This window comes from Paenibacillus sp. SER-28 (genome assembly GCF_052906305.1).
This window is the reverse complement of record NZ_JBRECM010000003.1, coordinates 229,823-253,000: the sequence shown is the minus strand read 5'-3', so window position 1 is coordinate 253,000 and position 23,178 is coordinate 229,823. Positions and strand designations below refer to the sequence as shown.

26 protein-coding genes and 1 pseudogene are annotated in these 23,178 nt (G+C 48.4%); 15 read left to right on the top strand and 12 right to left on the bottom strand.

Annotated elements, in window-relative coordinates; genetic code table 11:
• Positions 1-39 precede the first annotated feature (39 nt).
• Positions 40-372: a chaperone CsaA gene (gene csaA, locus ACUYLD_RS11250; RefSeq protein WP_025719785.1), complete on the top strand. Its 333-nt coding sequence runs from the start codon at positions 40-42 to the stop codon at positions 370-372.
• Between the two features lie 271 nt (positions 373-643).
• Here csaA and ACUYLD_RS11245 read toward each other — a convergent pair whose 3' ends face one another.
• Positions 644-3,070: a UvrD-helicase domain-containing protein gene (locus ACUYLD_RS11245; RefSeq protein WP_446675041.1), complete on the bottom strand. Its 2,427-nt coding sequence runs from the start codon at positions 3,068-3,070 to the stop codon at positions 644-646.
• A gap of 310 nt (positions 3,071-3,380) precedes the next feature.
• Here ACUYLD_RS11245 and ACUYLD_RS11240 point away from each other — a divergent pair, with 310 nt between their 5' ends.
• Entirely contained in the window at positions 3,381-4,232 is an 852-nt protein-coding gene (locus tag ACUYLD_RS11240) for a zinc ribbon domain-containing protein (RefSeq protein ID WP_250267354.1), read from the top strand.
• A 65-nt stretch (positions 4,233-4,297) separates the two neighbouring features.
• Positions 4,298-5,086 (top strand): TrmB family transcriptional regulator, encoded by a 789-nt coding sequence (locus tag ACUYLD_RS11235; RefSeq protein ID WP_322172675.1) that lies wholly within the window; start codon positions 4,298-4,300, stop codon positions 5,084-5,086.
• Positions 5,087-5,093: 7 nt separating this feature from the next.
• On the opposite strand, the gene ACUYLD_RS11230 is transcribed toward ACUYLD_RS11235, so the two are convergent.
• Positions 5,094-5,726, bottom strand: a complete 633-nt coding sequence (locus ACUYLD_RS11230; RefSeq protein ID WP_069291004.1) for an NUDIX hydrolase — start codon at positions 5,724-5,726, stop codon at positions 5,094-5,096.
• Positions 5,727-5,898: 172 nt separating this feature from the next.
• Here ACUYLD_RS11230 and ACUYLD_RS11225 point away from each other — a divergent pair, with 172 nt between their 5' ends.
• Both ACUYLD_RS11225 and ACUYLD_RS11220 read left to right on the top strand, forming a co-directional pair.
• On the top strand, positions 5,899-6,192 hold the full coding sequence (locus tag ACUYLD_RS11225; RefSeq protein WP_069291005.1) for a hypothetical protein: 294 nt from the start codon (positions 5,899-5,901) through the stop codon (positions 6,190-6,192).
• Between the two features lie 79 nt (positions 6,193-6,271).
• Entirely contained in the window at positions 6,272-6,973 is a 702-nt protein-coding gene (locus ACUYLD_RS11220; RefSeq protein WP_069291006.1) for a histidine phosphatase family protein, read from the top strand.
• Positions 6,974-7,058: 85 nt separating this feature from the next.
• Here ACUYLD_RS11220 and mscL read toward each other — a convergent pair whose 3' ends face one another.
• Positions 7,059-7,553, bottom strand: coding sequence for a large conductance mechanosensitive channel protein MscL (gene mscL, locus ACUYLD_RS11215; RefSeq protein ID WP_061831079.1), 495 nt, complete (start codon positions 7,551-7,553; stop codon positions 7,059-7,061).
• Between the two features lie 151 nt (positions 7,554-7,704).
• Between mscL and ACUYLD_RS11210 the strand changes: the two genes are divergently transcribed.
• Together ACUYLD_RS11210 and ACUYLD_RS11205 are read left to right on the top strand one after the other, a co-directional pair.
• Complete coding sequence (locus ACUYLD_RS11210; protein WP_061831080.1) at positions 7,705-8,148, top strand: carboxymuconolactone decarboxylase family protein; 444 nt, start codon at positions 7,705-7,707, stop codon at positions 8,146-8,148.
• A gap of 18 nt (positions 8,149-8,166) precedes the next feature.
• A complete protein-coding gene (locus ACUYLD_RS11205; protein ID WP_446675040.1) occupies positions 8,167-9,126 on the top strand; it encodes a sigma-70 family RNA polymerase sigma factor in 960 nt (319 codons plus the stop codon).
• Between the two features lie 56 nt (positions 9,127-9,182).
• Here ACUYLD_RS11205 and ACUYLD_RS11200 read toward each other — a convergent pair whose 3' ends face one another.
• From ACUYLD_RS11200 to ACUYLD_RS11175, 6 genes and pseudogenes are all read right to left on the bottom strand, one after another.
• The gene (locus ACUYLD_RS11200; RefSeq protein WP_446675039.1) at positions 9,183-9,521 is read right to left on the bottom strand and encodes a DUF4870 domain-containing protein; all 339 of its coding nucleotides are present in this window, start codon (positions 9,519-9,521) and stop codon (positions 9,183-9,185) included.
• A 105-nt stretch (positions 9,522-9,626) separates the two neighbouring features.
• Positions 9,627-9,724 (bottom strand): annotated as a pseudogene (locus tag ACUYLD_RS11195) (YggS family pyridoxal phosphate-dependent enzyme); the annotation flags it as partial.
• A gap of 119 nt (positions 9,725-9,843) precedes the next feature.
• Positions 9,844-10,527 carry an MOSC domain-containing protein gene (locus ACUYLD_RS11190; RefSeq protein ID WP_336077933.1) on the bottom strand — a complete coding sequence of 228 codons (684 nt, stop codon included), beginning with the start codon at positions 10,525-10,527 and terminating at the stop codon, positions 9,844-9,846.
• A gap of 554 nt (positions 10,528-11,081) precedes the next feature.
• Positions 11,082-11,363 carry a hypothetical protein gene (locus ACUYLD_RS11185; protein WP_061831084.1) on the bottom strand — a complete coding sequence of 94 codons (282 nt, stop codon included), beginning with the start codon at positions 11,361-11,363 and terminating at the stop codon, positions 11,082-11,084.
• 30 nt (positions 11,364-11,393) lie between these two features.
• On the bottom strand, positions 11,394-12,545 hold the full coding sequence (locus tag ACUYLD_RS11180; protein ID WP_446675038.1) for an MGDG synthase family glycosyltransferase: 1,152 nt from the start codon (positions 12,543-12,545) through the stop codon (positions 11,394-11,396).
• 43 nt (positions 12,546-12,588) lie between these two features.
• Complete coding sequence (locus ACUYLD_RS11175; RefSeq protein WP_446675037.1) at positions 12,589-13,626, bottom strand: serine hydrolase domain-containing protein; 1,038 nt, start codon at positions 13,624-13,626, stop codon at positions 12,589-12,591.
• 365 nt (positions 13,627-13,991) lie between these two features.
• Here ACUYLD_RS11175 and ACUYLD_RS11170 point away from each other — a divergent pair, with 365 nt between their 5' ends.
• Positions 13,992-14,180 (top strand): hypothetical protein, encoded by a 189-nt coding sequence (locus tag ACUYLD_RS11170; RefSeq protein ID WP_007428354.1) that lies wholly within the window; start codon positions 13,992-13,994, stop codon positions 14,178-14,180.
• Between the two features lie 105 nt (positions 14,181-14,285).
• The gene (map, locus tag ACUYLD_RS11165; protein ID WP_446675036.1) at positions 14,286-15,068 is read left to right on the top strand and encodes a type I methionyl aminopeptidase; all 783 of its coding nucleotides are present in this window, start codon (positions 14,286-14,288) and stop codon (positions 15,066-15,068) included.
• Positions 15,069-15,134: 66 nt separating this feature from the next.
• On the opposite strand, the gene ACUYLD_RS11160 is transcribed toward map, so the two are convergent.
• Positions 15,135-16,421 (bottom strand): hypothetical protein, encoded by a 1,287-nt coding sequence (locus ACUYLD_RS11160; protein ID WP_446675035.1) that lies wholly within the window; start codon positions 16,419-16,421, stop codon positions 15,135-15,137.
• Positions 16,422-16,569: 148 nt separating this feature from the next.
• Here ACUYLD_RS11160 and ACUYLD_RS11155 point away from each other — a divergent pair, with 148 nt between their 5' ends.
• Positions 16,570-17,082, top strand: a complete 513-nt coding sequence (locus ACUYLD_RS11155) for an N-acetyltransferase family protein (protein ID WP_446675034.1) — start codon at positions 16,570-16,572, stop codon at positions 17,080-17,082.
• Here ACUYLD_RS11155 and ACUYLD_RS11150 read toward each other — a convergent pair.
• Both ACUYLD_RS11150 and ACUYLD_RS11145 read right to left on the bottom strand, forming a co-directional pair.
• Positions 17,071-18,330, bottom strand: coding sequence for a DUF438 domain-containing protein (locus ACUYLD_RS11150; protein WP_250267366.1), 1,260 nt, complete (start codon positions 18,328-18,330; stop codon positions 17,071-17,073). The genes ACUYLD_RS11155 and ACUYLD_RS11150 overlap by 12 nt on opposite strands.
• 14 nt (positions 18,331-18,344) lie before the next feature.
• Positions 18,345-18,572, bottom strand: a complete 228-nt coding sequence (locus ACUYLD_RS11145; RefSeq protein ID WP_069291011.1) for a DUF1858 domain-containing protein — start codon at positions 18,570-18,572, stop codon at positions 18,345-18,347.
• 235 nt (positions 18,573-18,807) lie between these two features.
• On the opposite strand from ACUYLD_RS11145, the gene ACUYLD_RS11140 reads away from it, so the two are divergent.
• From ACUYLD_RS11140 to ACUYLD_RS11120, 5 genes are read left to right on the top strand one after another with little or no spacing between them, the layout of a single operon-like run.
• Positions 18,808-19,527, top strand: coding sequence for a hypothetical protein (locus ACUYLD_RS11140; RefSeq protein ID WP_442435321.1), 720 nt, complete (start codon positions 18,808-18,810; stop codon positions 19,525-19,527).
• A gap of 42 nt (positions 19,528-19,569) precedes the next feature.
• The gene (locus ACUYLD_RS11135) at positions 19,570-19,971 is read left to right on the top strand and encodes a GntR family transcriptional regulator (protein ID WP_013308618.1); all 402 of its coding nucleotides are present in this window, start codon (positions 19,570-19,572) and stop codon (positions 19,969-19,971) included.
• Between the two features lie 41 nt (positions 19,972-20,012).
• Positions 20,013-20,948 (top strand): ATP-binding cassette domain-containing protein, encoded by a 936-nt coding sequence (locus ACUYLD_RS11130; protein WP_446675185.1) that lies wholly within the window; start codon positions 20,013-20,015, stop codon positions 20,946-20,948.
• Between the two features lie 2 nt (positions 20,949-20,950).
• Positions 20,951-21,853, top strand: coding sequence for an ABC transporter ATP-binding protein (locus ACUYLD_RS11125; RefSeq protein ID WP_069291013.1), 903 nt, complete (start codon positions 20,951-20,953; stop codon positions 21,851-21,853).
• Positions 21,846-23,165, top strand: coding sequence for an ABC transporter permease (locus tag ACUYLD_RS11120; protein WP_322172541.1), 1,320 nt, complete (start codon positions 21,846-21,848; stop codon positions 23,163-23,165). The genes ACUYLD_RS11125 and ACUYLD_RS11120 overlap by 8 nt, the downstream gene beginning before the upstream one ends.
• The last annotated feature ends 13 nt before the right edge of the window (positions 23,166-23,178 follow it).

The following is a 23,178-nucleotide window of genomic DNA, read 5'->3' as shown; positions in this document are numbered from 1 at the left end:
GCGAAATTGAAGAAAACAATCGATGAGGAGAATGTTTAGATGGCAACGATTGATGATTTTTTGAAACTAGATATTCGAGTTGGAACCATAATTAAAGCTGAGTTTTTTGCAGAAGCAAAAGTACCTGCTATTAAACTTGAAATTGATTTTGGACAAGATATCGGAATAAAAGCTTCGAGTGCACAAATTACAAAAAGATATGTGGCTGAAGATATTATAGGGGAACAAATCATAGGTGTAGTAAACTTTCCACCTCGACGGATAGCAGGCTTTAAGTCAGAGGTATTGGTCCTTGGAGGAATTCCCGAAAAGGGGGATGTGGTGCTATTGAAACCAGATATCAAATTACCTGACGGAACACCTATTGGGTGATAGAGCGCTTGTTTAATGATTAAAATATATAACTTCACAACAGGCAAGGCATTGAACTAACGGGATACGATCGTTCGATAGCAAGTGAAAACAGATAGCGGCAGACGAGGATTTTATTTTCATATCCTAGTCTGCCGCCTTTTCTTTTATTGGTCTGTCTACAACTTAACTTTTTTGATTCATTAATAATCTGCAACAGGTAGGCTGGAAATCACGAGTGTCACCAGTCCAGCAAAAGAACAATTCTCCATACCAGCTATGCGCCTTATGCCTATCTGGCTGGGATGCTGCGTGTCCCCTCTGTCATCGGGGAGGCGCAGAGCGGGCACACCGGCGGCGTGCCTGTGCTAGCCGCGCTTGTACGGCGTCCGCTTGTTGTGTCGCGACGCATCCACGCTTTGCAGGCACCGTCGGTGCATTTCCACACAGGCACGTTGATGCGTGGCTCCGCCGGAGGCCCTGTCACCGACGAGGTCGTCCGTACCGTAGCGCTGCCTGGTCCCGGCCTGCTGCTCACGCGGGTCGCTGTGCCAGGCGCTGGCGATCCAGCGCCAGCACGGTTGCTATACCCGGAAGCACCCTTCGGTTGGCCGAAGCTGCTGCGGCGTGTTTCCGGTTTGGAAGCCTCAGGGGTGACCCCATAGGCTTCCAGCAGGAAGCGTGACACGGCGGCAGGCTTGCCATGATTAGAGGCGGGAGAGGTGATGTACAACAACTCCTTCGCCCGGGTGACGGCCACGTAAGCGAGGCGGCGCTCTTCTTCAAGCGCTGCATCGTTATCCACAGCCGTAGTCGGGGCGGCGCCTGCCCGCCGATCCTCTGGAAGCTCGCTGTGCAGGGCCGAACTGTGGGGCAGGATGCCTTCGCTGGCCCCGATCCAATAGACACAAGGGAATTCCAGCCCCTTGGCGCGGTGAATCGTCATGAGCCGAACAGCATCGCTGTCTTCTTCTCTGCGCAGCGATTCCATTTGGCGGTGACGCTCGGAAAGCTCGTCCGCAAAGCTGACGAACGCCTCCACGGTGTCAAACCGCTTGGCTGCCGTTTCGAGCTCCTCCAGACTTTCTTGCATCGTTTCCTTATAATGAGTCCACGCGCCCGTATCTCCACTTTCCAAATATTTGTCATAAAAGACGCGCCGCATTTCTTGAATGGCATAGGCAGGTTTCATTGTAGTGAGACTGCGAATCAGACGAATACGCTCTTTCACCTGCTCACGCTGAAAATCACGTAGTCGATCCCAGCGGCTGAGATGAATCAGCGGGTATTTTTTAGCCTGCTGTTTCTCCTCGCGCATAATCCATTCCATCCCCGCCTCACGGGATACGTACAGCGGCCCGAGGGTGCTCGGAATGGATTCCATACGCCGGGGATTTAGCGACAAGCGCAGGTGATCCATTAAGGGACGAATCAGGGACTGATCATAAAATACAGCCCCTGCTCCGTACTGAATAAATGGGACATCCCGCATAATTAATTGCTCAAAAATAGAGCGGCTTCCGCTGGCTGTCCGGTGCAAAATAGCGATATCCCGGTAGCGCAGCCGACCTTCCTCTACCTGTCCGAGTAGATGGGTAACAATATGCCCCGCCTCTTCCTCGGGTCCGGATGGGGTGGCAAACTGCGGCGGCAAGCCTTCACGCCCGGCAGCCGAAAGACGTTTGGAGCGTCGATGGACATTTTTGGCGACAATGTTAGAGCCCAGCCCCAAAATCCGCGCATCGCTGCGATAATTAATATCCAGGGTAATGACCTTTGCATCCTTATAAACCTTGTCAAACTCCAGAATGGATTCCTGGCGTGCCCCATTAAAGGTATAGATCGTCTGATCATCATCTCCGACGACCATCAGATTGCGATGTCGGGCAGCCAATCGCTGCACCATCTCATATTGCAGGGCATTCGTATCCTGAAATTCATCGACCATGATATGTGAAAAACGTCGCTGAAGCGGCTGAAGCACATCCGGGTCACGCAGCAGTGCGGAGGCACGCAGCAGAATATCGTCAAAATCCATTTTATTGCGTTCCTGTTTCCACGCTTCATAGGCGAGCATGGCACGCTTGGCATCTGATTCCTCACGCACGCTTTCCGGCAGTTCGTCCGCGCTGCGGCCTTCCGCTTTCCAGGCGGAGAGGGCAGACAGCAGGCTTTCTGGCTGGAAAGCCTCGCTGAGCCCAAGCTGCCGCAGCATCATTTTCATGACGGTATGCTGGGCCTGCGTTTCACCGAACACTTCATCTTGCACGCCGCGATGACGCAGCATCGCCAAAGCGAATGAGTGAAACGTGCGAGCCTGAACTGCACGTGCAGCGGCAGGGCGCACACCGGGTAATCCCGCGATGCGCAGCTTCATTTCGGCAGCTGCCTTGCTGGTGAAGGTCACCAGCAGAATGGACGATGCAGGGACATCCCGCATCGCCATGAGGTAGCCTGCACGGGCAGCCAGCACTGTGGTTTTGCCGCAGCCCGCCCCTGCAAGGGTCAGAAGGGGGCCTTTGCCGTGTCGGACGGCCTGGATCTGCGGGCGGTTCAGGTGAATGCCGGCGTTCTCTAAAGCACGAAAATAGGCCGAGTCTTGGTCGGTGTCAGGCACCAGCGTCATACTGGTATCCATGGAAGCACGACGTGCCTGAGGGCTCGACGTTGAGTAAGGAACCCCGATGGGTCGGGGGTAAAAAGAAGGATTTGGGTCCATAATCCTGAAACCCCTTTCGTTCTTAAAATCTTCCATTTTCACAAATGGGGGTAGTTTTTGGTATGATAGAGTTCTAGTCAGCTTTAGCTGACGAAAAGAACAAGGCGATGGACTAAAATAATGCTGAAATTCATGCGGATCATGCCGGAGTGACAGAACGTCAATACGTTGAAGCTAATGCCTATAGCCTTCAAACAGGCGATATGACCGCATTCCATTATACAGGAGTTCGACGTTTGCCAACAGAAAAAAACTTTGGGATATACGGACGGTACAGTGAAATCCGGCTGGATATGGGGAGGAAATAACGATGAAGCTGATTCAACGTATAAAGGAAGGCGCTAATCGCGCAACAGAAAAGGCGCAGCATGCTGTCGAGATTAGTAAGATCAATTCACAAATTACAACGATTCAGCAGGAAATGGATGTTCATTTCTTGCGAATGGGTCAGATCTTTTACGAAGGTTACCGCGCATCCGACATGTCGGTGGCAGAAACCGAGATGACACAGCTATCCACCGCATGTGATGAGCTTCAGGATGAAATTGACGAGCTGCGCAGTAGAATTGCAGAATTAAAAAACGCTCATTTATGCACCTGTGGAGCAGTTGTGCCACTGGATGCCAACTTTTGCCCCAAATGCGGACGCAAGCTGAATGAAGGGCAGGCTGCCTCCAAGCAGGTGGCTGCTGTGCGTGAAGAGGTGCCAACGGACGTCTATTCTTTTGATCTGCGCAAGCCAGAGGTAGTGAAGGATGCTACGCCTGCTTACACGGAGTATGCAGAACATGAAGTAGTCGATCGGCATGAACAGGAACAGGATGAGCGGTACGAAACACACGAACCAGCGGGACTAGACCGCGATTACACAGTATCTGATTTTACACCGGAAGAAAAAGCGGCATTCGACGCTGAGTGGGAGCGCCGTCGTCAGGAAGAGCTGGAAAAAGAACACCGTCGTCTTGAAGAACTGGCACGTGAGCGTGAGCGTCAGGAAGAGCTGGACGAGCGGATTCGATATTGGAAGGCCAACAACTCCGGGGCTGATAAGCCGGCAACGCCGTCTGCACAAGTACGTGAAAATGTAAAATGCCAAATCTGTACTGCAGAACTACCCAAAGGGTCCAAGTGGTGCCCGCGTTGCGGAGCTGAACAGATTTGACGCAGCCGAACAGGCTGCTGCAGGACACAGACATAACGCCGGGCAGCATAGGGGGAACAGAATATATGGAGCGTTTGCTGCATCATCTGCGGAATCTGGGTTTTACGGAAATGGAAGCCAAGGTTATGGTCGAGCTTTCGAGGCAAAATGCGGCTTCCGGCTATGAAGTGGCTAAGCGTCTGGGTGCATCACGCTCCAACGTGTACGCGGCTTTACAGCGTTTGGCCGGGCAGGGATACCTCAGAACCAGTGCTGGAGAGCCTGTTCGTTACAGCATGCTGCCACCGGGTGAATTGACCCGGATGATCGAAGGACAAATGCAGGAGTCCCTGCGTGCGGTGGAGAAGGAAATGCCACGAACAGAACCAACCAAGCCGACCTTTTATAATGCGGAAGGCGATCGGAAGGTGCTGGAAAGTCTGACACGTGAATTGGAACGGGCAGAGCATGAGATTGTGTTGGATTTGTGGCGCGAGGAAGCCGAACTGCTGCGGACAGAGTTGGAGAAAGCCGAGAGTCGAGGTGTGCGTCTGCTCTGGTCCTGCGATAACGGAGAAAGCATGATGGGACCGTGGTTACCGTTTAGGTCTGGTACAGACGGACAGGAACCAGCAGGGCGCAAGTTTTCTTTTGTTATTGATCGGCGTTGGTGCATGCTGGGTATGCGGGGAGAGAATTGCCCGACACAGGCGCTTATTACCGAGCATCCGGTAATGACAGGCCTGCTGCTTAATCATTTTGCTCAGGATCTTATTCTGTATGAGCTGGAGCATGATATGGGCAGAGAGCTGTCGACCCGGTATGGCTGGCGGTATGAAGGCATTATCGGCAAATATATGTCAGCTGGAGAATAGCTAAAGATTACTGGCTAGGAAGTTCCATCAGTGCCCGGCATATAGATGTAATATAGCCCGCCTTATGAGGCACGAATTGATCCGATGTAATCAGGCGGCGGGTTTTTTCTGGGTTCGGCCCTGACGTAATGCCTTGGGCTTCGATAAAGGGAATATGGCCTTCAAAAAGGGCCAGTGCTTGGTTAAGATCTGCTTCGTACAGTCCGGCTACTTCTTCTTGCTGGAGGTGATAAGCTTCCAATGGCTGGTTCGATAGCAGTCCAAACACCGAGCTAACCTCCCGGTCCCAAAAAGAGGTACCCTGTGCGGTACCTTTGCTTTCATACCGAACGGTCATCAGCGGTGTTAATGAGGCAAAGGGCACATGAATACCCAGTTCTTCCTCCAGCTCACGAGCCGCCTGAGACATATCTTCGCCTGCCGTCAAGTGACCGGCTGCTGTAATATCGTAGCATCCAGGGAAGGTGTCCTTCGTATCCTGACGCTGTTGGAATAGTAAGCGACGGCCTATCGAAGTGTCTCGTGCTAGCCAGCAGTGAAAGGTATGGTGCCAGTATCCCTTGGCATGTGCGTCTTGTCGGGAAGCTGTGCCAAGGGGGTTGTCTTCATCATCGTAGATATCCAGAAGCTCGCTAGTCATCGTGGTTCCTCCTATAGTAAGCAGAAATCAAAGGTCTACTTTACAGTATAACGTGTTTTCCTTCCTGACGATATGAAGGCGGGTGTGGAATGTGGAGTGGCATTTGGGGTATGCTGGGAACATGAGGATTTGTAACATCACACAGGTTTATGATTGAAAGGAGCGATTTTACATGGAATGTATAGTACATTTTCGAGTCATGCATCCGGAGGAACCCAAGGAACTTCGTGGGTTAATTATGCTGGAAAGTGGGGGCAAGCCGGGGATTGATCAAATCACGGATATGTTCAAAAATATGGGCTATGATGTCCGTCCAGACAATCCGGAGGAATTGATTTTTAAACCAGTCGATGTCAGAGCCAATTATACATATATCCGGGTTATTGAGCTGGATACGGGTGAGGAAGTCTACCAGGAAGACAGGGATTTGCGCGCGATTTTGGAAAATTTGCTGAATAAACATTAAACGTTAAAGATCAGGAGAACTAATCGATGGAATGAGATAAAGCGATCCTGTCGCCATTCATAGGAACGGAGAACCAATGATGAGATTGTATATTATCCGACACGCAGACCCCGATTACCCCAACAACACCATCACGCCGGAGGGGCATTTGGAAGCCCAGGCACTGGCCAAACGGCTTTCCAGTCACGGGCTGGATCGAATTTATGCCTCTCCTTTGGGGCGGGCTTTGGATACGATGCGCTACACTGCCGAGTCTTTGGGTATGACTCATGAAGTGGAACACTGGACGCAGGAGCTGGCCCTAAAGCTGGAGGAAACCCCATACGGCCGTCTTTCCCATTGGGATTTGCCTGGTGAAGTGATCCGTTCCGAGTTGCCCCTGCCGACTCATGACTCTTGGCAGGAGATTTCCTATTATCAGGGAACGCAGAGTCCCGAAATCTTCGAACAGCTGAAGCTTCATTCTGATGAATTCCTGAAACGGCAAGGCTTTGAGCGGGTGGAGGGCAGGTACCGGATTCTGAAGCATACCGAAGATCAGGTGGCCGTATTTTGTCATGGCGGCTTCGGGCTGACCTGGCTTGCTCATCTGTTGGAGCTGCCATTGGCTTTGGTCTGGTCCGGTTTTTGGATGCCGCCTAGCTCCGTAACCACGATCTTGTTTGATGAGCGCTCCCAGGAATGGGCAGTTCCCCGTTGCATCGGCTTCGGTGATGTTTCCCATCTGTACGCTGAGGGCTTGCCCGTCAGACCCCGTGGCATTATCACCAATTTCAACTAATCAGATCTCCTACACCATACCAAAACGGCTTAAGACGGTATACCGTCTTAAGCCGTTTGTTGTAGTCATATAGGTGTGGGTTGAGTCAGCGTGCTTCGACGTACCCTTCCAGCTTGGAAGTGCAATGTGCGCAACGGGTTGCGGCTACAGGAATTTCGGACAGGCAATGTGGACATTCCTTAATCGTTTTTTCCTGAGGAGGTTTTTCTTCCTCTTTGCGTTTCAGCATGTTAATTCCCTTGACCAGCATGAACACACAGAAGGCCACGATCAGGAAGTCCAGCAGGACGTTAATGAACTGCCCATAGGCGAGGACCGCAATCCCTGTTTCTTTGGCCTGTGCCAAAGTCATGCGTGTACCGTCAGCATTTACAGGATCGGCATTTTGTAAAGCTACATACAAGTCTGGAAAATTCATGCCGCCCAGAAGTTTACCAATCGGAGGCATGATAATATCGTTTACCACAGAAGTGACAATCTTGCCAAACGCTCCACCGATGATAACACCGACCGCGAGGTCAATCACGTTACCCCGTACAGCGAATTCTTTAAATTCTTTTATAATACCTTTTCCGCTCATGTGAGTGCTCACCTTCTTTGCATAAAATCATTTATCTATAATACATGCTATGCCAATTGAGGGCAATTCCAAATTGATGTATTACACTTTGTCACAAAGTCACATGTTCATTTGTCTTCTATATGTAAACCAATAATGGAGGCGATGTATCGTGAGTTTAAGATTTAATTACAGTGCAGTGAGTCCTAGTACGTTCAAGGCAATGATGGAGATGGAAAAATATATTTCCGGTCGTTTTACAGACAAAGTATTGTATGAACTACTGAAAATTAGAGTATCCCAAATCAATGGATGTTCCTATTGTCTGGATATGCATGCGAAGGATTTGCTCAAGCTGGGGGATTATGCTGACCACATTTTGCAGCTAGCCTTATGGCGGGAGGTTCCTTTGTTCACGGAAAAAGAACGTGTTATGCTTGAATTAGCTGAAGCGGTCACCCGTATTTCTGAACAAGGGGTACCTACGGATTTGTACAATCGAGTCAGAGAACATTTTACAGAGGAAGAATACGTAGATTTGATAACCGCGGTTAACGTGATTAACAGTTGGAACCGGATTGCAATTGCAACGGGGATGTATCCGGGCATTCTTTAATGAACAGGGGGCTATGCTTTGTCTGGCAAAGAACATAGAATTGAACAACAATCGGTGGATGTAAATCTGGAGGAGCTGTATCAGAAATATCGCAAATATTCTTTTGCCATTGCATATCGCATGCTTGGAACGGTTACAGATGCCGAGGATGTAGTTCAAGACTGCTTTGTCGAGCTGAAGAATAAGCCCCTGGATGATTTACACAATCCCAAAGCCTATGTAGCCAAAATGACGATGAATCGGTGTCTAAATCTGTTGAACTCTGCACGCAAGCAAAGAGAGACATATGTAGGACAGTGGCTGCCGGAGCCGTTGGGTGAAAGTGCAGATCTTCCTGCGGATTGGTTAGAGCGTAAAGACATGATATCTTACGCTTTTCTGGTTTTGCTGGAGCAGCTAAAGCCGATAGAGCGGGCTGTTTTTGTGCTGAGGGAAGCTTTTCAATATGATTACAAAGATATTGCAGAATTGCTAGGGAAGACTGAGAGCAACTGTCGTCAGTTGTTCAGTCGCTCCCGTCGTATTCTATCTTCGGGAGAATCTGCTCTTGAGGCTCAGTCCAGTCGCAATGTGAACAACTCTTCCCGAATAAAACTACTAGAACGTTTTACAACCGCCTTTCTTGCCTACGATGTGACTGCTATGCTGGAACTACTGGCTGAACAACCTGTATTCGTGTCAGATGGCGGAGGTAATGTGCATACGGTGATGAGACCGATGGTTGTACGCAAAGGTGTTCTTGCCCTGTTGACTTCTCGTCGGGTATTAACCGTTTTACGAGAAAGAGATGTGTTCCACACCGTCATCAATGGCGAGGTTCAGCTGGCATTTCTGGAAGACGGAAAAGTGAGAGAAACCTTATGTCTCAGACTGACACCGGACGGGGAGCATATTCAGAGTTTTTATTTAATGGTCAACCCAGATAAGCTGGGATACATTCATATAGGACAGAAGAAGCGAACATGCGATAAAAAGTAATCATCGAAACAGCAAAAACCTTGAATCCTGCTAAGGATCAAGGTTTTTTGTTGTTTTCACAACTGCCGGGCTTGATGAAGAGCCAGATCGCCTACCCAGGGAAGCTTGAGCCACTTGCCTTGTCCCGCGCGAATTAACAGGATGACCCACAAGGCAAGGCTTGCCAGCGTTAGCAGGGAAGCGAGGAAAGGACCGAGCAGCGGAATGAATCCAACAAGCACATGCCCGATCATGAGGGTGACAAACAAAAATATGGATTGCAGCGCGTGAAATAATACGAATCGACTTTTCTTTTCCAGCATGACAAAGGCCAGCGCGCCAATAAAGGCGAACAAATAGCACAGGACAGCTGCTATATTTTCATCCAATCCTGTGGAAGACTTATAGACTGACATGTCAGGCATATCCTCCTTTATAAAAGATTCAAGCTAAGTCTCCGTACTATACAAACTATGAGGACAGGATTGAAGGATATGCCCGATCTCGGTAAAAAAGTTGACTCTACACAAAGGATAAGCGGTCAGCGAATGGATATACTCGAATTTGCGATAACCTTTTTTACTTTATTGGTTTGCAAATGACCGATAAAGTGCCACGTTCTGTGGTTGAAGGGCCTCCCATTTGGACTGCGCTTCTGTCGCATCGCCCACAAGCTTCGCAGATTCGATGTTCGACTGCAGCCAGACGAGCTTGCAGACTCATTGAACCACTTCCACCTTACGAATTGCCTGATAGTCTTTCCCGAGAATCCGTTTCGGTTCCCGCCAAACGTTTTAGAAACGTATTTCTCCAGTTTAAGGACAATTCTTCCACTTCGAGAATTTGTTTAATACCCTCGATATGAGCCTTCTCTTGATGCATAATTCGATTGGCAAATGAAACCGTAATTGCTTTCGGATGGCGATGAAGGAGGGATAGTCCGTCGGCTTTAGAGGCAACTCCCTCTTCCAGAACGCGGAAGTAGAATCCCGTGTAGCCTGTTTGCTGTACCTTCAAGGGCATGTCCGGTACGCCGTACTTGATGGACAACTTGTAGCAAGGCTGTCTCGGCTGGCTAACTTGAACGATAGCTTTGCCAAGCTTAAAGACGTCTCCAATGCAAACGTCGGATTCTAGCAAACCCTTTATCGTTAAATTTTCCCCGAACGCGCCGTAATCGAGCGGTCTCCGCAATTCATTTTCCCAGAACGGATAGTGCTCGTACGGATAGACGCATACAGCTTTCTCTTTACCCCCGTGATGAACTAGATCGCCCTGCCCATCCCCTTCGAAGTTTAGATAAGATAAATACAAATATTCATCTGTGGCCGACTTGAATATCCCCGTAGAAACGTCCTTCTGATTAAACTGGATCTGTTTGGGCATGCCGACATTAAGTGAAAGGATTTTAATAGATGCCATTCGGATCACCCCTACTCCAAATTTTGGTCAACGAGTTTTGCTAGATGCTTCTATATACCGCGTTCCTGCATATGTTCGCCCGCCTGAAGCGAGAATTTCTATGATGACTACGCCTTTTTACATTTCGGTAATTCCTCTTTTGACTCTGTTCGTCCCCGTTTCCATTTTACACTCCTCTATGCGCTATTTGCGAATTTTCGATTAGTCTTCGTTAATGGGATAGAGTCCTTTTTGGGCAACTCATCGTTCTGGGAGCGATGTTCTCGTTCGAACATACCCGATCTCGGTAAAAAAAGAATTAGAGAATGTGTATAAAAATACGAAAAAGGCTGAACGAAAAGGATTCGCTCAGCCATTCACACGGTTATGCACAGGTTTTGCACATCTTGTACGCACTTTATCCACCGCACATTACTATTTATCCACAAAAACAGCATGCTTTATGCACAATTTGTGCACAAACTGTAGACAATATAACGATATCTCACACTTTGCACACAGATTGTCCACAAACTATCAACATATTGGGAGTAACTGTGGATATACTTCCGTAATTATCGGTCGCCAGTTTTTAAATGGCGGCGCGGATGTGTGATTTTCCCCATTTTATTCTTGTCATCCTTTTTGGGGATAAGTCGTTCATCAGTACGTCCTTCATGATGATTATCAAAGGCGTATTCGGTCATTTTCCACTCGGAAGTACCCAAAACAACATCAGAGGGAAAATGCTGACCTCTGTGCAAATGCTGTTCATGTCCATCCTCATCAATATAAACACCATCCACTTCTACCTTTTCACCCGAAAGCGGGAGCAAATCCTTTCCTTCGCGTTCCATTGGTATCCCCTCCGTCTGGCTTATTCTTCGTTAATTTGTCCGTACGGAAGGTCTTTTATCCACAAGCTGATGCAAAATATCCTCGGCAATCTGGTCTGCGGGATGAGGCTTGCGAAGCAACTCAATCGCCTGCGTCATCTCTTCGGCAAGAGAGGGGATGGAAATCAGGTCGAGACAATGCTGAATCAGCTCCTCCGTAGTGCGCGCAATACGGGCAGCTCCTTTTTGCTGCAAATACAGAGCATTATTTAGCTCCTGACCGGGCACGGGCTTGAACACAAGAATAGGCAAACCGGATGCAATGCTTTCCGAGAGTGTAATGCCGCCGGGCTTTGTAATCACCAGATTGCTCGCACGCATAAGTGCTGGAACAAAGTCCACGAATCCATAGGTGTAAATGTCCGGGTCGTCTGCATACAGCGCATCCAATTCTGCTTTCAGTTGCTGGTTACGTCCGCAGACGATGAGTAGCCGCAACTGAGGAAGCTGGCTTAATTGCCGACAGATATCCAGTATGCCGGATAGCACGCCATAGGCGCCAGCCATTATGAGTAGTGTAGTAGTCTCAGCCTGTTGCGATGGAATTACCTGTTCCTGAACAGGAATTTCGTTAGCAAACATGTTATAAAAAGAAGCGTGAATCGGAATCCCCGTAGCGATAATGCGATCGATGGGTATTCCCCGCTGGGCGGCTTCCTGCTGGATATCCTCAGTGGCTACATAGTAGCGGTCAATATCAGGATGTAGCCAGCGCCCATGCAGATCGAAATCTGTAACCACGTTGACAATAGGCAAATTCATTCCCATTTTGCGGCGTAACGCCGGGAGCGCGAGCTGCGGGAACGTATGTATCACGAGATCCGGCAACTCCTTTTTCAGTGTGAGCGTAAGTTGACGCATTCCGAATGAATGCAATACATGGCCGAAGGCGGATTTTGCCTGCATACCGCGCGTAATATTATAGACCCAGCCGTAAAGCTGAGGAATGGTTTTGAAGCTTTGCATATATACAAATTTGGTCAGACCGTTCAACCAGGGATGAGATTCAGCCATCAGATCGAGAAGTTGTACCTCGCAGCGTCCAAGTCTTCGCAAACTGTCCATAATCGCCCGAGCGGCCTGCACATGGCCTTCCCCGTAACTGGCGTATAATATTAGAATTTTTGGTGCTGAGACTTCCATGTTGTTTAGCCTCCTATATTCAATAAGCACATTAAAGCTCATTTCAGGAACGTTCCAAGTTGAGGGAGGATACGGCTGGCAAAACGTAGCGCTCCAGCAGTGTTCGCGGATTTTTCCAACGGCTCACCTTGCTATCTGCTGTAAATACTGCGACTGCGTTCGCTTCTGGCACAAGATAAATTTGCTGTCCTCCATGTCCGTGCGCACACGCATAGTTGATGCCGTGGAGCCGTCCTGTCCACCATTGGAATCCGTAATCTCCGAATTCTGGATACCCTTCAACCTGTCGCTGTGTCGCCTGATGCAGCCAATCGGCCGGAATCAATTCTTTTCCGTTCCAGCTGCCTTGATGAAGGCAGCAATCGCCGAATTTAGCCATGTCACGCGATGTCAGATATAGCCCGATGTGTCCCATGGTGTAGCCCTCTGGATCTTGTGCCCAACCACTTCTCCCGAAACCTAAGGGTTCGAACAGGTGCTGGAGAGCGTACGCATAGGCGTCAATCCCACAACAATGGGTCAGCAGCACGGACAACAGGTGCGAATCAACACTACGATATTGGAATACACCGAGTTGATCCTCCTGTACAGGTAAGCGTAGGGCAAAGGACGGCCAGCTTTTGCTGCGATGAAAACGGTGGATAAAGGCTTCTCCGAGCTTTTTACCCGTCTGCCAATACAAGCCGGATGTCATGGTCAACAGATGGCGAATCGTAATCTGCTCTAGCAGTGTTTCCTTCCGCCTAGGTAAATACTCAGGCAACAGCTTATGCACAGCCGTCTCTGGCCCGGGCATATCACCACGAGCCATAGCTATGCCGATGAGCGTGGAAGTGAAGCTTTTGGTCGCGGATCGCAAATCGTTCAGAGAGCTTACTTCATGCCCGTTATAATAGCGTTCCCAGATCAGTTTGCCGTGGCGTAGTAGCAGGAAGCTGTGCATTTTAGGAAACTTGGCTTGGATTTCACGGTCTGCCTGATCAAGTAGGGAGACATTGACGCCCTCCTCTTCACAAGTTCCTATGTTCAGGGCAGACATACGGGCAACAGGTGCAGTGAACAGCGGAGCAAAGCGGCTCATCCTTTTCCCTCCTTGTTATGTTTATTTATTTTACCCCAAACACATACACTCCAAAAACCGATAAATAAGGTATACCCCCTGTGCAACAGCTGATTGAGTACCCAAAATGACATGATGCGTAAAAGATAGGTAAAATCAATGTAAATTTACTGGAAAGCTGAAAGCTGTATCTGAATATGTTATAATGGGGTAGTGATTCAGCCAAAAGAAATTCGGTTAATAATAGTGTCAGGTACATGCCTTGTATAAGGTGTTCCCGACCTAAGCTGCAATTAGACATACTACTTCACTGCATAAGGACATCAATACTTTTCGGCATTCTCTTCAACGGAGCACTTATTTTCAACGTTTTGGGAGGGAGTTACATGGCAACGAAAGGTCACAATGAAGTTAAGGAAAGTCTGCGGGAAATGACTCGAATTTTCCGGCCTAAGGATCCCAAAAAATTTGTAAAGGAATATGTGCGAAAATACCGGATTACAGGAGGGTATGAGGAAGAGTTGACCATGGTGGTGGAAAACGAACTCGGTCGCATAAATTCTTCAGTATCTTAAAGGGTTCGATTACCCGAAAAACTAGAAATACGACTTTTATAAACCGTCTATCCACAGAGGAGACGGTTTTTTTGTGTCCGCCTTGCATACAATGGGATAGGTTTAGTGAATTTGTATGCTCAAAGGAGGCGGATTCCAATAGAGATAGCAATACGAACACCGGAGGAAATCGGCTACATGAGGGAGGCCGGACGTATTTTGGCAGATTGCCATCGTACGCTGGAAAGTCGTATTCTTCCGGGAATCACAACGCTTGAAATCGATGCTTGGGTGGAGCAGTTTTTAAGCAAGCGCGGAGCTACGCCTGAACAAAAGGGCTATAAAGGTTTCCCTTATGCCACCTGCGCTTCGGTCAACGAGGTGGTATGTCACGGTTTTCCCTCGGAGCGGGTGCTTCATGATGGGGATATTGTGACCATCGACATTGTGGTTAACAAGGACGGTTGGCTGGCTGACCGAGGATGGACCTATGCGGTAGGTAACATTAGCCGCCCGGTAGCACGACTGTTGCGGCAGACCCATAAGGCACTGATGCGCGGGATCGAGGTTGCCCGCCCGGGGAGGACGTTGGGGGATATCGGGCATGCTGTGGAAAAAGCAGCAGGCTGGCGGCGGTTCGGCAACGTCAAGCCTCTGATCGGGCATGGCATTGGCCGCCAAATGCATGAGCCGCCAGAGGTTCTGCACTATGGTCGTCCCAAAACGGGATTACCGCTGCGCGAAGGGATGGTGATAACCATTGAGCCGGTATTTACCCTAGGAACCGAGGGCGCGGTGCTCTGGGGGGACGATGGCTGGACCATCAGCACAGCAGACGGCAGTTGGGGAGCTCAATACGAGCACACGATTGCGATTACAAAGAACGGTCCTTATATTTTGACCTCGTAAAAGAGAGATGTGCCATAGGGAGTCAATGTGCGGGGCGTTAGCATAAGGCTCTCTAGGTAAGTTTTTTCAGGATGACACATTCATTGTGGTTGTAGAGATTTTACGATAAAGCAACAGATAAATTCCCAGCTCGACAGGCGAGGAAACAGCCATCACAATTCCCGCTACTTTGCCGTCCAGTCCTGGAAAAAAGCAGATACACAGAATAAGCGCGAGAATCGCAAAGCTCACAGAAAACAGCCTACCGATAAAGATAGGTTTAGTATTACCGATTAATATCGACCGTCCTATAAAATATTCCACCCAAGGATAAAATGCAACATAGACAGCCAGTATGCGAAGCAGTCCTCTGGTTTCTAGCAACAGTTCTCCTTCCAATCCCAATACATTCCGTAACACAGGATCGCCAGCAAATCCGAAGGAGAGTAACAGGAGTAGCATTGGCGACAGGATAGACAAAAAGCTTAAAAATATCAGCACTTCCCTGCGCTTGGTCGTATAAAATTGAATCACAATTTGATGCAAAGAGCTGCAAAACCAGACAAATAGATTCAGGATTTGCAGTGCTACAGAAAAGGATGCCACGGCCAACAGTGGATCAGTTGTATTGTTCAGCGCAGCTTGGATGGAAGGATTCAGGATAACCAGCACCAGCGCCGAATATAGCAAAGGAAGGTAAAAAGGTAGGAGATGCTTCGCGTGATGGATGGTTTGCTCCCCATTGTCAGGAGGCAGCTTTCTTTTGAGAACCCGGCCTTCTAAAAAAGTAACGACCAGCTCTATGAGAATACCTGCAATAAAAATGGCGGCACCGACTCGTCCGTCATTCGTCCAGCCAGCACGGATCAAAAACCAGGAAGCAATTAGCATGACGATAATACGTATGGACGAGCTGAATGTCATCCATGCCGTTCGGTGCTTGTTAATAATAAGTCCCTGATATATGTTACGGACAGCTACTAATATGTATAGTAAAGTAAGAACCTGAAATACGTTCTTGGTGGGTTCGATCAATACTGGGGACACGCCAAATACATATTGAAAGACCAGATTGCCTACAGGCGTCAACCCGATGCTCCAGCCGATGATCAATACAGCCGCAGCCACGAACGTACATAAAATACCGATAGAATGAACGGACTTGCGATCATAACCAAATTTCGTGGTCATTTGCCGTACAGCGGTTAACGGAGTTTCCAACAGCAGGCACAGGCTGACGGCGACCGCATAGCTGCTTAATGTAAACGAAGGATGCTCCGAACGAGCAAGCACAGCATTGACGATGACATGCGTTAGTGCAGCAATTAATGACGAAATGCCAAGCGGCACATAAAATGAAACAATTTTATTCAAGTCGACTCCCCCAGTAATGAACGAGTAGTGTAGTGAACGGGCTATCCTATCCAACTTCACTAAACAATGAATATCCTTATTATAGATCAAGATTTGGATCGTCGATATAATAGAGTGCATAATATTGGAAACTAGGAGTGGAACTTACATGAACATCAGGGAAGCAACGATATCAGATGCCGAGGGCATCGCCAAGGTGCACGTAGATTGCTGGAAGACGACGTACAAAGATATAATGCCTGCCCAGGTTCTGAAACAGATTTCCTATGAGCAAAGAACAGAACTGTGGAATGCGAATCTATCCAGTGAAGACGGTCATCGGGTATATGTTGCTGAAAATGAGAAGGGGGAAATCATCGGATTTGTGAGTGGGGGGCCGGAAAAATCAGGTGAATATCCCCCGTATGGGGGAGAAATAACGGCTATTTACGTTTTGAGTGAATACCATAGTTTAGGCTTGGGGAAGAGACTATTTTTACGTCTGCTTCAACATTTTAATAGTATGGATATTCACTCTGTAATCGTATGGGTGCTAGCAGATAATCCAGCATGTACTTTTTATGAAAGGCTGGGGGCCAAACTTATAGTAGAACAACATATTATAAATATGGGTGGCAAAAATCTGAACATGGTGGCTTACGGTTGGATACTATTCGGATAGAATACGCTTTTGTCCTTCCAAGGCACGAATTGGTGCGATATTTTGCGTAAATTCCAACGTTCCCAGATAGCGGCCCTCTGCATCACGGATGGCAAAATAACGGATGTAGACAAATTTGTCCTTGATTGGAATCCAAAAATCTTCAACATCCTTGCGACCTGCCTTAAAATCTTCCAGCAGCTTCTCAACGACATGCACGCTTTGGGGTGGGTGGCAATTCTGTACGGTACGACCAATGACGGCTTTCGTGCGCGCGAAGATTCGTTCCTTACCATGGGAAAAATAGCGAACAACATCATTTTCATCAATAAAAGTCAGGTCAACGGGTAGATGATTCAACAGTAGTTCCAATTGTTGTACAGATATAATCCCCGTCTCGAATCGCACGAAGCCCTGCGGTGTTCCAGATGTGCCTTCCGTTTGCTCAAGGGCTTCTGCTGGTTCCTCTGCCCGTTCAGGTATCCATTCACGTTCGGGAGCGGTCAGGCAGAACCCGATTTCTTCGCTTTCCCGGGCTATTTTCAGCCACTCATCCTCTGTCAGCTTACTGAGTGCCATCGGTAGCAAAATATTTTCTTCCTTGAATATCATTTCATTCACTTCGCTCATGATATGGGCAAGTGCCTTCCCAATCTGTTCACGATCTCCGTTATATTCGGTGAGCAGATTCTTTGCCTCCTTAATCGCGGCACGAATGCTGTCGTCCACACCCCACATAACTTTGGTTGGGCCAAAAATTCCATAGCGTTCTAGATAAGGAAAGACCAGATTTTCTTTGCGGCTATAGTGCTTGTCGAGATCGAGCAGCAGACTTAAATCTTCCAGTAACTTGTAGATAATTTTGGGGCTGTCATCTTTTTGAAATTGGTCCGCGTGCAATGACAACTTGAAGTTGACCAATCGTTCGATCTCCCGATTTTCCAGCTTGAAGGTATGAACGGGATGTCCCGGTTGTTCCTCTGGTCCTGAAGGACGGTGAATATCCTCAATGGAACCCTTGAATATCGATGTATGCACGGAACAAAGACGCTGCACTTCCGATACGGGGATTCCCTCCTCGGTCATCAATGCATGCTCCATAGCTGAAATTTCCGCTACGCTTACTCCGCCAACAGCCTCTGCGAAACGCGCTTTGACTTCCTCCACGCTTTTCCCGGCATGTAATTCTTTTATAATTTCCTTTAGCGTTTGTTGGCGTTCCGTTAATTCCTGTGCTGTATGTTCACGGTTGTTAATTAGCTCGCTCATGATTGTTAGCTCCTTTATTTTTGAATGGTAAAACCATGTTGCAAAAACGTGCTTTCCACGGTTTCCATAGCTACTTTTTTCATTGCAATACCTTTGGACAGTGTCATAAAACGACCTGCGGTTTGTAACATGCCAGGCTTGGCGATATCGTGAAAACCCAGCTCTACCATAATGTCCTTCACTTCGGGGTAACGGTTAACAAGGTTAAATATCGGCTCATCCCAGTGCAGTATCTTATCCATTTATTCATCCCTTTGATTGAGAACGTTTATCATTTACAGAGTAGCATAGGTTCTGACGAGCTTTTGTGATTGTACGCACAATTTACATTCAGGTGTTGACAGTTGTAATTCATGGTTTATATACTGTGTATAAAGATATATACAGTAATAACACTGATTACTGTAATAATAACTTCGTATGAAGAGAGAACGAGGTCGTCATTACAGGCAGTGCAGAAGGGATCAGGATAAGAAAATGACAATCATCAAGCAGGCATGGAAGATTAACCGGCACGATTTTCGCAACAATCCATATGTCATGCTGTGGACATTGCTGTTTATTGCGTATTTGGGATTTACCATGAGTTTTGCAGTAAGTGTGCAATGGGGTGAACCTGGAAACTTGAGTCCAGTAGCCGATTTTATCATGCTCGTGTTGATTCCGTTTCTCGGATTCATTTATAACCGCCGTGCATTTAAATATCTTCAGGAAGATTCCTATACGCATATGCTAGCCTTTTTCCGCACCTTGCCTATACCGATGAATGCGGTGATTATGAGTCGAATTCAACAGGCGCTTTTGGCGTTTGTTGTGAACAGTGTAATATTTTTCACTCTATTGTTTACGTTGTCAGCTACGTTTCGGGTATATGCCAGTACAGGTTTCTTTGTATCGTTTGCACTTACCTGGATAGGCTACGGCATGCTGATTCAAGCCATATATATTCATTTGGAATTTCTTAAAAGAGGAAAATCCTACTTTTGGCTATCCATTGTCATCATGCTCATTTGTGGGATAGTTACGATTATAGTTCGAGTATGTGGAGCCAATCTGGTATCGTTAACGGCATTTTATAGCAAGGAATGGCAGCTGTTGTCTCCGGTGATGTGGGGAGCGTTGCTGGCAGGAGTTCTGGGTATGTGGGTGTCCTATAAGGTGACACAGCGTAGGCTTATGAAACGGGACTTAACTTAGCGGTATGTGTACAAAGATAGATAAAAAGGGGGGGAGAAGCAGGTGAATATACCAGTGCAAATTGATGAGAATAGCGCGGAACCGCTGTATGCACAAATTGAAAAGCAACTTCGTTCACTCATCGTAACCGGACAGATTGCAGCGGGAACGCTGCTTCCCTCCATTCGGGAGTTTGCAGGGACGCTCCGCTGCAGCGTCATCACCGTCCGGCGGGTCTATCAGGATTTGGAGAACGAGGGCTTGCTTCGTACCCGGCAGGGGACGGGCACCTTCGTAGCTCTGGTTGAGGATGATAAGCGCTCAGGTTACCGCCTTAAAGCAGTGACCGAGGCGTTGGAAACCGCGATTGACACAGGCATTGCTGTGCAGATGACAGAACAGGAATTGTTAGTGCTTTTCGCAGAAATGGTGAAGAGAAGGTATGAAGTCCAAGTGAAGGAGTGACGCCCGTGAAGAACGAAGTAAATCATCATGTGGAAGTTCCTATGGGGATACAGATAAAAACACCCATTATTGAGATGAGCCAAGTCTATAAAACCCGAGGTAACCGGGAAATTGGACCGATTAATCTAACCATTGAACCGGGATATGTAGTCGCTTTGGCTGGACATAACGGATCGGGCAAAAGTACATTGATTCATCTGCTGACTCAGCTTATCCACCCGGATTCCGGTGAAATCCGTTGGTTCGGTCAAGCGTATCCAGACGGCATGCCGGCAGATACACGACAATGGGTTGGGTATATGTCAGAGCAGCCAAGCCGTGAGGAAGATCAACTCACGGCAGAAGCAGCAGCGGCTTTTCGAGCCTTGTGGTATCCCGGCTGGGATGAAACACGTTTTCAGCGTCTGATGGAACGATTTCAGGTTCCTCAGCATACGAAATTATCGCGCATGTCTAAGGGAGAGCGCCGCAAGTTTGAACTGGCTGCAGCCTTGGCGCCTCATCCCCGTTTGTTGCTGCTGGATGAGCCTTCGTCAGGTTTAGACCCTTTTGCCTGGAAAATCATGCTGGAGGAACTGCGGGATTGTATGGAGAACGGCAAAACAACGGTTATTATTGCTACTCATATTATAGACGAGATCAAGCGTTTGGCGGATTATATTGTCCTGATGCATGATGGCAAGCTGCTCGGCAAGCTGGAAAAAGACCATTTGCTCGAAAATAGCAAAGAAATGTGGTTTGAAGGCACGCCAGAGGAGGCATCGGAGCTTCCGGGAGTGGTAGAGACGGAGAGCGAAGGCGGATTGCAGCGAATTGTAACGTTGGCAGCCGGAGAGACCAGCGCCATATTGGAACAAGCGGGCATTCTCCCTATCCGTGTGCGGCGTTTGGAGCTGGATGATATTTTAATACATTGGTCTGCTGGACAATTATCAGAAGATGCGGAGATATACACGCAGAAAAAAGGAGCGGAGTAATCATGAGCATGCTGCAATTGAAAGAGGTCGTGAAGCAATATGGGAACCACACGGCGGTGAACGGAATTTCGCTGAATGTGAACGGCGGGGAGATTTACGGATTACTGGGAGGCAATGGAGCAGGCAAAACCACAACGATGCGCATGGTGCTCGGCCTGATTTACCCTGATGGAGGAAGCATTCAATATGAGGGCAAGCCCTACAGCAAGGAGCTTCAGCGGACGATGGGCTATTTGCCTGAGGAGCGTGGACTATACCCCAAGGTGAAGGTGAGCGAGCAAATTAACTATTTGGGCAGGCTGCGCGGCATGTCGGCCAAGGAGGCGGACAAAAGCCTACGCTACTGGCTGGAACGCTTTGGAGTGCCGGAATACTACGACAAGCGGATTGAGGAGCTATCCAAGGGGAATCAGCAGAAAATGGGCTTTATTGCCGCTGTTGTGCATCGCCCAACGCTGCTTATTTTGGATGAGGCCTTCAGTGGGCTTGATCCAGTGAACGTTGAATTGCTTAAGGATACGGTGAAAGAGCTGCGGGACGATGGGGCTGCGATTTTATTCTCGACCCACCGCATGGAGCATGTGGAGGAACTGTGCCGCCATATTACGATCTTGCATCGCTCAAATACAGTTGTGCAGGGAAGTGTGCAGGAGATTAAGGGCCGTTACCCACGTGAAAAAGTTCGTCTCATTACTACAGGTGAAGTGAATGGACTGGAGCAGCTGCCCGGCGTGCGCCGTGCAGAGCCTATGGATCGCGGCTGGATGCTGCATATTGAGCAGCCGGATGCGGCGAAGCTGATTTTACAAACGGCGTTGGAGCAAACGGATGTAGAGCATTTTGAGATCAAGGAACCTACGCTGAACGAGATTTTCATAAGAGAGGTGGGGGATTCCCATGAATAGACTGGGTACGGTGATCGGTTTTACGTTTCGTCAGAAGGCGAGAACCAAATCTTTTATCATTACAACGCTGGTACTGGCCTTGCTCATTACGATTGGTATGAATCTGCCGTATTTGATTTCTTTGTTTAAAGGAGATGGGGCAGGAGGTTCGGGCACAACGGCAGCCGAGCATCATCGCTTGGGACTGATTGCCGGGAGCCAGATAGAAGTGGCGAATCAGCTGGAGCAATTCACCAAGGAGCAATCCAGCCCCGCAGCCATCTGGGTGCGTTATGACAGCGTACAAACGCCGGCAATGCAGCAAGCCTTGAAAAACGGGGAGCTGCAAGGTTACGTGCAGTTCACGGAGCCTGCCGCCAAGGGAGACGCGTTTCCTAAAGTGGAGTACGTCTCTGTAGAAAAAGAGCCATCTCCTGCTGTAATTACATTGTTGCAGACGGGACTTCAGGAAGCTAAGGTCAAAGCCATTATGGGCGGCAATGCATTGACCAGCGATCAAATTCGTGAAATTAGCACACCTGTATTGGTGGATAGCAGGGAAGTAGACGGTCCGTCTGAGGCAGGGGGAGCCGTGGGGACAGAGAAAAAAGAGACCTCTATGATTAACTATGGTTTGGTCTATGTACTGATGATTTTATTCTTCACCTCCTCCATGATGACGGGGAATATGATTGCTGCAGAGGTGACATCGGAAAAAAGCTCACGTATCATGGAGATTCTCATCACAAGCGTCTCACCGTTGACCCAGATGTTCGGAAAAATTATCGGCATTTTCCTGGTCGGCCTGCTGCAAATTGCTGTCTTTGCAGCCGTTGTGTGCGCTAACCTTATGCTGCCGCATAATAATGTCATCCTTAGCTCAGCCGGGCTGGATCTGTCGCAACTGAATATCGCGGTATTGGGCTATGGTCTGGTATTCTACATCCTCGGCTACTTTCTGTACGCAGTATTGTTTGCTGCGGTGGGCTCTATCGTTAGCCGTACCGAGGAGTTGGGACAGGCGATCATGCCGATTACCGTGCTGTCACTGGCGGCCTTTTATATCGGTATCTTCAATATCGCCGCACCTGATACGATTTTCGTAAAGGTGGCCGGGTATATCCCATTTTTCTCGCCGACTGTCATGCTGTTGCGGATTGGTCTGGAGCGGGCGAGCCTGCTGGAAATTTGGCTGTCACTTGGTATACTGGTCGCCTCCATTTTGTTGTTCGGTTGGCTGGCCGCCAAGATCTACCGTACGGGCGTCTTAATGTATGGCAAACGTCCTTCATTCAAAGAGTTAAGAAAAGCTATGAAGGCTTACAAGATTTAAATTTTTTAATTGC